The sequence below is a fragment of the Georgenia sp. G2120 genome, from assembly GCF_055326485.1.
Map to the genome: position 1 here is coordinate 201,990 of NZ_JBUZNL010000005.1, position 11,480 is coordinate 213,469.

The 11,480-nt window shown below is 75.0% G+C and carries 8 protein-coding genes; 4 read left to right on the plus strand and 4 right to left on the minus strand.

The window, feature by feature from the left end; all coding sequences use genetic code 11:
• The first annotated feature begins 225 nt into the window (after positions 1-225).
• Positions 226-2,223: a 1-deoxy-D-xylulose-5-phosphate synthase gene (dxs, locus tag ACZLMO_RS08100; RefSeq protein ID WP_425713371.1), complete on the plus strand. Its 1,998-nt coding sequence runs from the start codon at positions 226-228 to the stop codon at positions 2,221-2,223.
• A 102-nt stretch (positions 2,224-2,325) separates the two neighbouring features.
• Here the strand turns inward: dxs and ACZLMO_RS08105 are convergent, their stop codons facing one another.
• The 3 genes from ACZLMO_RS08105 to ACZLMO_RS08115 form a co-directional block, all read right to left on the minus strand.
• Positions 2,326-4,416, minus strand: a complete 2,091-nt coding sequence (locus tag ACZLMO_RS08105) for a 3-hydroxyacyl-CoA dehydrogenase NAD-binding domain-containing protein (protein ID WP_463653431.1) — start codon at positions 4,414-4,416, stop codon at positions 2,326-2,328.
• Positions 4,417-4,590: 174 nt separating this feature from the next.
• Positions 4,591-5,907, minus strand: coding sequence for a ribonuclease D (locus tag ACZLMO_RS08110; protein WP_463653432.1), 1,317 nt, complete (start codon positions 5,905-5,907; stop codon positions 4,591-4,593).
• Positions 5,904-6,488, minus strand: a complete 585-nt coding sequence (locus tag ACZLMO_RS08115) for a DUF3000 domain-containing protein (RefSeq protein WP_463653433.1) — start codon at positions 6,486-6,488, stop codon at positions 5,904-5,906. The genes ACZLMO_RS08110 and ACZLMO_RS08115 overlap by 4 nt, the downstream gene beginning before the upstream one ends.
• A 66-nt stretch (positions 6,489-6,554) precedes the next feature.
• Between ACZLMO_RS08115 and ACZLMO_RS08120 the strand changes: the two genes are divergently transcribed.
• The gene (locus ACZLMO_RS08120) at positions 6,555-7,802 is read left to right on the plus strand and encodes a carboxylate--amine ligase (RefSeq protein ID WP_463653434.1); all 1,248 of its coding nucleotides are present in this window, start codon (positions 6,555-6,557) and stop codon (positions 7,800-7,802) included.
• Positions 7,803-7,812: 10 nt separating this feature from the next.
• Here the strand turns inward: ACZLMO_RS08120 and ACZLMO_RS08125 are convergent, their stop codons facing one another.
• Entirely contained in the window at positions 7,813-8,838 is a 1,026-nt protein-coding gene (locus ACZLMO_RS08125; RefSeq protein ID WP_463653435.1) for a lipid II:glycine glycyltransferase FemX, read from the minus strand.
• A 124-nt stretch (positions 8,839-8,962) separates the two neighbouring features.
• On the opposite strand from ACZLMO_RS08125, the gene ACZLMO_RS08130 reads away from it, so the two are divergent.
• Both ACZLMO_RS08130 and ACZLMO_RS08135 read left to right on the plus strand, forming a co-directional pair.
• Positions 8,963-10,051: a lipid II:glycine glycyltransferase FemX gene (locus tag ACZLMO_RS08130; RefSeq protein WP_463653436.1), complete on the plus strand. Its 1,089-nt coding sequence runs from the start codon at positions 8,963-8,965 to the stop codon at positions 10,049-10,051.
• Positions 10,052-10,253: 202 nt separating this feature from the next.
• Complete coding sequence (locus ACZLMO_RS08135; protein WP_463653437.1) at positions 10,254-11,390, plus strand: siderophore ABC transporter substrate-binding protein; 1,137 nt, start codon at positions 10,254-10,256, stop codon at positions 11,388-11,390.
• Positions 11,391-11,480 lie beyond the last annotated feature (90 nt).

Genomic DNA, 11,480 nt, shown 5'->3' on the forward strand with positions numbered 1-11,480 from the left:
CGCCACACGGCGGCTGTCGACAACTCCGCCGACGGCGTACGCGAGCCCCCCGTAGCCGTGCACGTCGGACGCGCCGTCGGGCAGGGAGCCGTCCGGATGGGTGACGACGCGTCCGCCGTCACGGTGCGCCGCGCGGCGGCTGGTGCGGCGCATCACGGCGCCCGGCCGTGGCGACGCGCCTAGAGTGGTCGGGCCCGGACATCCCCGCGACCGAGAAGGAGTGCGATGAGCCTGCTGGAGTCCATCCGTGAGCCCGCGGACCTCAGGCGCCTCGACCCCGCCGAGCTCGGCGTGCTCGCGAAGGAGATCCGCGAGTTCCTCGTCGAGAACGTCTCGCGCACCGGCGGCCATCTCGGTCCCAACCTCGGCGTCGTCGAGCTGACGATCGCCCTCCACCGGGTCTTCGAGTCCCCGCGCGAGACGATCGTGTTCGACACGGGGCACCAGTCCTACGTGCACAAGATGCTCACGGGCCGGCAGGACTTCGGCGCGCTGCGCACGAGCGGCGGGCTGTCCGGCTACCCGTCGCGGGCCGAGTCGGCGCACGACGTGGTGGAGAACTCGCACGCCTCGACCGCGCTCTCGTGGGCCGAGGGCATCTCGCGCGCCCGCTACGTCTCGGGCGACGACGCTCCGGTGGTCGCGGTCATCGGGGACGGCGCGCTGACCGGCGGCATGGCCTGGGAGGCCCTCAACAACATCGCCGACGGCCCCGAGCGTCCCCTCGTGGTCGTCCTCAACGACAACGGTCGCTCCTACGCGCCGACGATCGGCGGTATGGCCCGCCACCTCGACGGGCTGCGCACCGCGCCCGGCTACGAGAAGGTGCTGGGTTGGGGACGCCGGAGCCTCCAGCGCGCCGGCATCCCCGGACGGATGACCTACGACGCCCTGCACGCGATGAAGGCCGGGGTCAAGGACGTCGTGGCGCCGAGCGCCGGCGTGTTCGGCGCACTCGGCCTCAAGTACCTCGGCCCGGTCGACGGTCACGACCTCGAGGAGGTCGAGGCGGCGCTGGCGCGGGCGAAGGAGTTCGGCGGCCCCGTCGTCGTGCACGTGCAGACCGAGAAGGGGCGCGGCTACGAGCCGGCGGAGGCGGACATCGCCGATCGCTTCCACGCGGTCGGGAAGATCCACCCCGAGACCGGCCTGCCGGTGGCACCGTCGCGGTTCGGGTACACGGCCGTGTTCGCGGACGAGATCGTGCGGATCGCCCGGGAGCGGGACGACGTCGTGGCACTGACGGCGGCCATGCTCGCGCCGGTGGGGCTCGCGCCGCTCGCCGTCGAGATGCCGGAGCGGGTCATCGACGTCGGGATCGCGGAGCAGCACGCGCTGACGTCGGCGGCGGGGATGGCCTACGCCGGCCTCCATCCGGTGGTCGCCGTGTACGCGACCTTCCTCAACCGTGCGTACGACCAGCTGCTCATGGACGCCGCGCTCCACCGCGCGGGCGTCACGATCATGCTCGACCGCGCGGGGATCACCGGCGACGACGGCGCGTCGCACAACGGGATGTGGGACCTCGCGCTGCTCGGCACGGTCCCGGGGCTCCGGCTCGCGGCGCCTCGGGACGAGGCCACGCTGCGGCACGCGCTGCGCGAGGCCGTCGAGGTCGACGACGCCCCGACCGTCGTGCGCTACCCCAAGGGCAGCGTCGCGGACCCGATCCCCGCGTTGTCCGTCGTGGACGGCCTCGACGTGCTCGCCGAGGCCGGCGACTGCCCGCCGGACGTGCTCGTCGTCGGCGTCGGCTCGATGGCGGGGACGGCGGTCGAGGTGGCCGCGGCGCTCGACGCGCAGGGCATCGGCTCCCGCGTCGTCGACCCGCGCTGGGTGCTGCCGGTGCCGGACGCGCTCGTGGCCGCCGCCGCCGAGGTGTCGCTCGTCGTGACGATCGAGGACGGGCTCGCCGACGGTGGGGTCGGCTCCGCGCTGCGCGACGCCCTCGCCCGCGCGGACGTCTCCACCCCGGTGCGCAGCCACGGCCTGGCGCCCCGGTTCCTCGACCACGCGTCCCGCGCGGAGATCGTCGCCGCCGCCGGGCTGCGCGCCCAGGACGTCGCGCGCTCCGTGGCCGAGCACGTGGCGGCCGGGCGCGGCGGGGTCGACGCCCGCGAGGCCGGCGCCCACGAGTCGGAGGCGCGGGAGGCCGACGCGACCCGGGCCGGGGCACGCGAGTCCGGTGCCCCGGGCGACACGCGAGGCACGACGACACCCTGAGGGAGGCGGCGCGCCCGGTGAGGACCCGCCGCGCGCGGCATCGCCGACCGGATGCGGGGAAGGCCCGCCGGGCCCGACGGCCGAGCAGCTCGGGCGCGCGGGCTACCGCAGCTCGCCCGCGCTGCGCAGGTACGGCGTGAGCCCGCCGCGGTGCCGCGGGAAGCCCGCGCCGAGGATCATCGCCAGGTTGACGTCGTCCTCCGAGGCGACGACGCCGTCCGCGAGCAGGAGGCGGGTCTCCTCGCCGAGAGCCGCGACCACGCGGTCGAGCACCCCGGACTCCGTGACGGCGGCCGGGTCGCCGTCGTCGTCCCCGTCCGGCGCGTCGGTGCCGTCCTGGCCGAACCGGGCGGCGAGGTCGTCGGCCAGGCGGCCGTCGGGCGTCATCGCCCGCGCGCCGTCCGTGACCAGGGACCGCAGGCCGGGCGAGGCCGGGTAGCGGTCGCCGAGCCCCTCCCGCAGCGCCCCGATGGCGTGCTCGGCGACGGCGGCGCCGACGAGGTCGAGCAGGGCGAACGGCCGCATCGGCAGGCCCATCGGGTCCAGGGCCCGGTCGGCGACGGCCGGCGGGGTCCCGTCCTCGACCGCGCCGAGCAGCTCCGCGAGGAGCCGGAGGAGGAGCCGGTTGACCACGAACCCGGGCGCGTCGACGACGTCGACGGCGATCTTCCCGGCCGCCGCGGCGACCGCGCGCCCGGTCGCGTGCGTGACGTCGTCCGTCGCGGCGGTCCGCACCACCTCGACGAGCGGCATCCGGCCGACCGGGTTGAAGAAGTGCAGCCCGACGAGCCGCTCCGGGTGGTCGAGACCGGCGCCCATCTCCGTGACCGAGAGGGCGGAGGTGTTCGTCGCGAGCACGGCGTCGGCGGCGACGACGCCCTCGAGCTCGGCGAGGACGGCCTTCTTCACGTCGAGCCGCTCGGTGACGGCCTCGATGACGAGGTCGCAGCCGGCGAGGTCGCCGAGATCGGTGGTGGCGGAGACGAGGCCACGGACGGCGGCCGCGTCCTCGGCCGTGGCGCGGCCCGCCTCGACCTCCTTCGCCAGCGCGGCGTCGACGGCGGCGAGGCCGGCAGCGCACCGCTCGTCGTCGAGATCGCGCATGACGACCGGGACCTGCAGGCGCGAGGCGAGCAGGAGCGCGAGCTGGGCGGCCATGAGCCCCGCGCCGGCGAGGCCCGCGGAACGGATCCGGTGGACGTCGTCGCCGCCCGAGCGCGCGGCCCGTGCCTCGGACCGAGCCGTCGACCGGGCCTTGCGCAGCAGCCTGGCCGCGTACATCGAGGACCGGCCGGCCTCGCCCGTGGCGAGCTCGACGAGCGCCGCCTGCTCGGCGGCGAACGAGTCGGCGACGGAGGCGGTCACCGAGTCCTGGATGAGCTCCCAGGCCCGCTGGGGCGCGGGGTTGCCGGTGGAGGCCGCACGGGCGACGGCGGAGCGCCGGCGTCCCAGCGCCTCGGTGGTGCGCGAGAGGTCGGCGTCCGGACGACCGCCGGCGGGGGCCGCGCTCACGCGGGAGGCGGCGATCTCGGCGGCGAGCAGGTCGATCGCGGCGGCCAGGCCGAGGTCGTCGCCCGGCTCGACGACCGCGTCGACGAGGCCGGCCTCGAGCGCGCCCGCCGCGTCGAGCGTGCGGTCCTTCGCCGGCAGGTCGAGGATGACGCGCGCCGCGGTCTCGGGGCCGACCAGGCGGGGGAGCAGCGTGCAGCCGCCCCAGCCCGGCACGATGCCGAGCGACGTCTCGGGCAGCCCGATCGCCCGGACCGCGCTCGAGGCGACCCGGTAGCCGCAGGCCAGCGCGATCTCGTAGCCGCCGCCCAGGGTGACTCCGGTGAGGTGGGCCATCGACGGCACGGACAGGTCCCGGATCGCGTGCGACAGCACGTGGCCGGCGGCCGCGATCGGGGTGAGCGTCTCGGGGCTGCCGGCGGACTCGAGGAGGTCGAGATCGGCGCCCGCCACGAAGCTGCGGTCCGTCCCGGTGAGGACGACCGCCTGCACGGTGCCGGCGCGGCCGTCCGCATCGACCTCGCGGACGGCCTCGGTGAGGCGGGCGAGCCCGAGGTCACCGATCGTGGCCGGGCGGGAGGGGTCGGCGGCGGCGATCGAGAGGACGGCGACGGTGCCGAGCTCGTGGCTCAGATCGCTGCGGGTGACGGTGAGCGCGCGCTCGGCCGACTCGGTGTGCTGCACGTGGACCTCCGCTGGAAGAAGTAGGTGGGACGCACGGTACCGGGTTGTTCGGCCGGTGCGACAGCGGGGTGGCTCGGGCCAGGGCGGGGCCGGTCCCGTGGCGGGCCCCGGCCGAGGACCGCCCGAGTTCGAGTCGTGCCTGGGCTCGTGACGGCTCTCGGCCCGCGGCTGACCTCAGCCCGCGGCGGCCTCGGCGAGCGCGGCGGCCACGACGGGCCCGGCCTGCTCGACCTGCCAGGGCCGGGCGCCGTGCGAGAGCAGGACGTCGTCGAGCTCCGCGGGCGCAGCGCCGTCCCACGCCACGCGCCGCTGGACGGCGGGCGCGAGGAGGTTCTCCTGGGGGATCCCGATCTCGTCGGCCCGGGCACGCAGCGCGGTACGGACGGCGTCGAGCCGGGTCGCGGCGTCCGGGCGGGCGTCGCCCCAGGACCGCGGCTGCGGCAGGGCGTCCGGGTCGCGGGGAGGACGGCGGGCGGGCAGGGCGTCGTCGGGCACGGAGAGCCCCTCCTCGACGGCGGACCACCAGTAGTCGGCGCGTCGTCGGGTGCCCTTGCCGGAGAACTCCTGCAGCGAGGTGAGCGCGTGCCGGCTCTCCGGCAGCTCCCGGGCGGCCGCGACGACGGCGGCGGCCGGCAGCACGCGGCCCGGAGCCCGGTCGAGCTCCTGGGCGAGTCGTTCGCGGGCCTCCCACACGGCGCGGGCCACGGCGAGGCCGCGGGGGCGCCGGACCTCCTGCAGGCCCGAGGTCCGCCGCCACGGGTCGACCTTGGCCGGCGGGGGAGGAGCGGTGCGCTCGTGCTCGAACTCCTGCAGCGCCCACGCGAGGCGGCCCGTGCGGGCGAGGGCGACGAGCTGGGCCTCGCGCGCGGCGGCGAGCAGCTCGACGTCGAGGGCGGCGTACCGGCGCCAGTCCTCGGGCACCGGGCGGGTCGACCAGTCGGCGGCGGAGTGCTCCTTGGCGAGCGCGTACCCCAGCTCGTCGGCGACGACGGCGGCGAGCCCCACCCGGGCCCGCCCCAGGAGGCGCGCGGCGATCTCGGTGTCGAAGAGCGAGGCCGGGGTCAGGCCGAGGTCGCGCAGGCACGGCAGGTCCTGGTCCGCGGCGTGCAGGACCCACTCGAGCGGGTTGACCACCTCGGCCAGCGCGTCGAGGTCGGGCAGCGCGATCGGGTCGACGAGGTGGATCGCGCCGTCGGACCGGCGCAGCTGGACGAGGAACGCCCGCTGCCCGTAGCGAAAACCGGAGGCCCGCTCCGCGTCGACCGCGACGACCCCGTCCTGCGCGGCGAGCTCCGCGACGGCGCGCTCGAGGGCCTCGGGGGTGTCGATGACCGGGGGCACGCCGCCGGAGGGTTCGGTCAGCGGCTCGGGCGGGGGCGGCGCGTCCGCGCGGTCGGTTGCCGCGTCGTTCGACGTCGGGCCGTTCGTCGTCGTCCCGTTCCTCGACGGGCCGCTCGTCGTCGCGGCCGTGCCCTCGTGCTCGGCGCTCATCGGCGCCTGGCCAGGGAGGTGACGACGGCGGGGACCGGCTCGAGCCCCGCGACGGTGCAGGCGAGCTCTGCCCAGGCCGCGAGGTGCGGGCCGAGCTCGGGGGTGTGGGGGGTCCAGGACGCGCGGACCTCGACCTCGACGTCGCCGCCCGCGAGCTCGAGCCCGCCGAAGGTCTCGGACAGGACGCGGGTGACGGTGCCGGAGAGCTGGCTGAAGCCGGCGCCGTGGGACACGAGCGACTCGCACAGCCACGACCAGGCGACCTCGCCGAGCAGCGCGTCGGCGCCCATCTCCTCCTCGAGCCGGGCCCGGGCGAGCACGACGACGCGGAAGGTGCCCTGCCATGCCTCCTGCCCGTCCGGGTCGTGGAGGACGACGAACCGGCCGTGCCCGAGGAAGGCATCGGGGTCGAGGTCGCCGGGCGAGGACGTGATCTCGGCGGTGAGCGCGGCGGTGAACGGGGCGAGACGCGCGGGCGCGGGCACCTCCTCGAGGTGCACCTCCCGGCGGAGCCTCGGCTCGCGCAGCGAGAGCAGCGCCCGCTCGAAGTCCGCGGGGATATCCCCGCCCTGGCTGCTCACCCGGACAGGCTAGGCGGCCGCGCGCCGCGTGGTCGGCGGCGCGCCGGTCGTGGCACAGTTCCTTCGGTGCGCCACGCAGACCTTCGTCCCGTCGTCCTCGGGTCCGACCTCGGCACCTACTCGGTCGCCCGTTCCTTCCACGAGGCGTTCGGCGTCCGGTCGACGATCGTGCTCAACCAGCCCCGCGGTCCCGTCGACCACAGCGCGATCCTCGAGCAGCTCTACCTCGGGAAGGGCGGCACGCTCGACACCGACCTCGTCCTCGACCGGCTCGTCGAGCACGCGGCCGCCCACCCGGACCGACGGCACGTCCTCATGCCGACGATGGACCAGGACGTCGACATGATGCTCACCCACCGCGAGCGCCTCGAGGTGCACTACCTCGTCGGGCTCGCGCCGGCCGAGCTCGTGCGGGCCGCGTCCGACAAGGCGAACCTCGAGCGGGTCGCCGCCTCCGTCGGCGTGGCCACCCCGCGGGGGGTCGAGGTCCCGATCCCCGGCGACGACGACGAGTGGCGCCGCGCGCTGGCCGAGGTCCCGCTGCCGGCCATCCTCAAGCCGGCCGACGGCGGGACCACCTACGCCAACCTCTTCTTCGAGGGGCGCAAGAAGGCCTACCCGGTGGCCGACCACGAGGAGTCGCTCGAGGTTCTCCGGCTCGTGCGCTCCGCCGGCTTCACCGGGACGTTCCTCGCGCAGGAGCTGATCCCGGGCGACGACACGACGACCTGGGTCGTCAACGGGTACGTCGACCAGGCCGGACGGATGACGATGGCCGCGACCGGGCAGGTGCTGCTCGGGCTGCACCAGCCGGGGTTCATCGGCAATGCCGGGATCATCTACGTCCGCGAGCACCCCGAGCTGCTCGAGGACGCGCGGCGGGTGGTCGGGGAGCTCGGGCTGACCGGCCTGTTCAGCATCGACGTCAAGATCGACCCGCGGGACGGGCGGCGGGTGCTGCTCGACGTCAACCCCCGCGCGGGCCGCGGCGGGTACTTCGTCGACGTGGGCGGGCTCAACCTCATGGCCGCGCTCGTCGCCGACCGGGTCGAGGGGCGCGCGCTCCCGGAGCGGGTCGCCGAGCGGCGCGGCGTCATGGGCTTCGTCCCGTCGGTGGTGCTCCCGCGGTACGTCCGCGACCGCGCGCTCCTGCGGGAGGTGCTGGGGGTCATCGCCCGGCGCGGTGTCGTCAACCCGCTGCTCTACCGCAAGGACCGCAACCTGCGCCGGGCGCTCTACGCGCGGCAGGCCGGGATCAACCAGCTGCGCGCGCTGGCGGCCCACTACCCGCGGCCGACCGACACCGGCTTCTAGGACAGCCCGGTCAGCGGCGGCGGACGCGGGCCAACCCGCGGCGGGCCCTCTGCTTGAGGTCCCGCCCCGTGACGAGGGCGCGGTACACGGCGGTGCGCACGGGCAGGTCGCGCGCGGCGGCGGCGGGGACGACGTCGGGGTGGAACTTCGTCTTGAACAGCGTGAGCCCGGCGAGCGAGTCGAACTCCTCGGAGCCCACGCCGCCGAGGTCGTAGGAGGTCACGCCCTCGGCCTGGAGGCGCTGCATGATCTCCCACTGGAGCAGGTCCGGCGCGCCCGAGTGGCGGGCCGCCTCGCCGGACGCGCCGATCGAGTAGGTCGCGTGCGAGCCGATGACGTTGACCTGGGCCCACGCGACCGGGACCCCGGCCTCGCGCACGACGAACATGCGCATGATCTCGGGTCCGACGAGCCGCATCATCTCGAAGTACCGGTCGGCCGGGTGCACGCCGAACGCCGCGCGCTCGCCGGTCTCCTCGAACAGGGCGTACAGCTCGTCGAACGCGGCGCGGTCGAGGCCGGCGTCCTCGGTGACGGTCAGCCCCTCCTCGCGCTCGGCCTTGCGGACGTCGCGCCGCCCGCGCTTCTTCATCCGGGACATGACGTCCTCGGGAGTGCCGGTGAGGTCGACGACCACCGTCGAGTCGAACGTGATGCCCTGCATGACGGGGACGAGGTCCATGTCGTCGTACCGGGCGTGCAGGCGGACGAACGCGATCCCGGGGTCCACCCGGCGCAGCGACGCCGCGAGCTGGTCGCGCAGCGCGCGCTCCCGCTCCGGGGTGGGCTCGGCGAGCCACACGGGTCCGAACTTGGCCCAGAGCCACGAGACACCGGCGCCCACGGCGACCTTGCTGAAGGAGACGACGGCGACGGCGTCGCGCCCCTCCCAGGCCACGAGGCGTCCCCACGGGGTGCGCCCGGGCACGGTCGCGTCGTACGCGTCCCACTCGACGGTCTGCTCCACCGGCATCGCGGCGTCGGCGGTGAGCTGCCGGTACTCGACGTCGTCGCTGGGGCGAAGCTGAAGCGTCACGTGACCTCCGGTGGGTGGGTGCTCGCGGGGCTGCGGGCACGGGACAGGCTATCGCCGACGCGTATGGTGTGACCCGTCCGGCGCCCGTGAGCCGCCCACCGCCCCTGACGCACCCGGAGGTGCCGTGTCCCGCTCGCAGATCGTCCCGCTCACGCCAGGAGCGCTCGAGGACGCCGTCGCCGGTGTCGGCGGTGAGCTGCCGGTCGAGCAGTCGGAGGCGTGGGACGCCTACGACGAGGCGATGCCGGGCCGCGAGCCCGCGGGGCGCCTTGCGTGGCTCCTCGACGGCGAGCCGCAGGCGGTCCTCGCCCTCACTCGGCTGCGCGGGCGCGGGTTTACCTACCTGTGGGCGAAGCACGGGCCGATCTGGCTCACGCCCGACACGCCCGAGGCGGAGCGGGCGTTCCGCCGGGCGCTCACCCGCTCGCTGCGCGCCGCGGAGCCTCGCGCGGCGTTCGTCCGCCTGCACGCGCGGCACCGCGCCGACGACCTGCACGAGCTGCTCCAGTCCGTGACCTTCGACCGGACCGTCGTCCTCGACCTCGCCGGCACCGCCGACGCCGACACGCTGCTCGCCTCGATGAAGAAGCGCGGGCGACGCGACGTCCGGAAGGCCGGGCGCAACGAGGACCTCGTGCCCGGCGAGGAGACGGGCATCGACGCCGACGGCTTCGCCGAGCTCTACGCGCTCCTGGAGGAGACCGCCGAGCGCGACGAGTTCGGCATCGCCGCGGCGAGCCAGTACACGACCATGCTCGACTCGCTCGGGCCGGAGCACGGCCGCCTGTTCGTCGTCCGGGACCGGGAGGGTCGGCCCCTGTGCTGGGGGATCGTCACGGTCGGCGAGGGGCTGGCCACCTACTACTACGCGGCGTCGAGCCACGCGGGCCGCCGGGCGGGTGCGCCCGACCTGCTCGTCTGGCACATGGCGGCCACCCTGCAGGCCGAGGGGGTCCGGACGTTCGACCTCATGGGCATCGACTCCGACCGCGCGCCCCGCCTGACGGGTGTGCGCGACTTCAAGACGAAGTTCTCGAACGAGGTCACCGAGGTCCCCGGGGCGTGGGACGTCCCGCTGCGCCCCGTGCTCTACCGGGCGCTGACCGCGGCCCTGGCCGGCAAGCGCCGGGCGGTCGCGGCCGTGGGTGCCGCGCGTGCCCGGGTCTCGGGCGGAGCCTCGGAGGAGAAGGCGGACGAGCAGCCGGGGGAGTAGCGCCCCGGTCCTCAGCAGCGCCGCGACCGGGTGCGCGCACTCCTGGACGCGTCAACGCCTGGACGACTCCCGTCCGTCGTGACGTGGATCTCGAAATCCGCGCGCCTTTCGCCTATTCCATCCCTTCGGTCTTGCGTAATTGTCGATTAGGGTCGCCTTACCTCACGTGGTGGGGACCGCTTCCCAGAACGATGGAGACCTCATGACCACCCTGCGCCGCACCCTGATCGGCGGGACCGCCGCGTTCGCCCTGCTCGCGACCGCCGCCTGCTCGTCCTCCGACGACGAGACGAGCGAGTCCGCCGACGGTGACGCCACGAGCGAGTCGGCCCCCGAGGAGGACGGCGACGACGCGGAGTCCGAGGCCGGGTCCGACGACGCCGCCGGATCCGACGAGTCGGGTTCCGCCGACTCCGGCTCGGACTCCGGCTCCGACTCCGACTCCGACGACTCCGCCGCGGGCGGCGCCATCGAGTTCGAGGACAACAACGGCACGCACACACTCGACGCCGCTCCCGAGTCGATCGTCGTCACGGACAACCGCAGCTTCGAGACGCTGGCCGACTGGGGCATCGAGCCCACCGCCGCCGCGGTCTCCCTCATGCCCGACACGGTGTCGTTCCCCAACCAGGACGACATCGTCGACCTCGGCAGCCACCGCGAGCCCGACCTCGAGTCCGTGGTCGTCGCCGACCCGGACATCATCATCAACGGCCAGCGGTTCACGCAGTACGCCGCGGACTTCGCCGAGCTCGCGCCCGATGCCCTCGTCACCGACCTCGACCCGCGCGACGGCGAGCCGTTCGACGAGGAGCTCATCCGCCAGGTCACCCAGCTCGGCGAGATCTTCGGCCACCAGGACGAGGCCGCCACGCTCGTCGAGGAGTTCGAGGCCGCCGTCGAGCGCGTGACCGCGGCGTACGACCCGGAGCAGACGGTCATGGCCGTCAACACCTCCGGCGGCAACATCGGCTACCTCGCCCCGACCGTCGGCCGCACCCTCGGCCCGGTCTTCGACTTCGCGGGACTGACGCCGGCCCTCGAGATCGACGACGCGTCCGACGACCACCAGGGCGACGACATCTCGGTCGAGGCCATCGCCGACTCGAACCCCGACTGGATCCTCGTCATGGACCGCGACGCCGCCGTCGGCGCCGACGAGGAGGGCTACACCCCGGCCCAGGAGATGCTCACGAGCTCCGAGGCCCTCGCCGGCGTCACGGCCGTCGAGGAGGAGCAGATCGTCTACATGCCCGAGGACACCTACACGAACGAGGGCATCCAGACGTACACCGAGTTCCTCAACGACTTCGCGGACGCGCTCGAGGGCGCGGCCTGATCCCGCGTTGACCCACCCCCGATGATCCCGCCGCGGTGGGGGGGGACACAGGGGTCGCTACACCCTCTACAATGCCCAACCCGGACACAA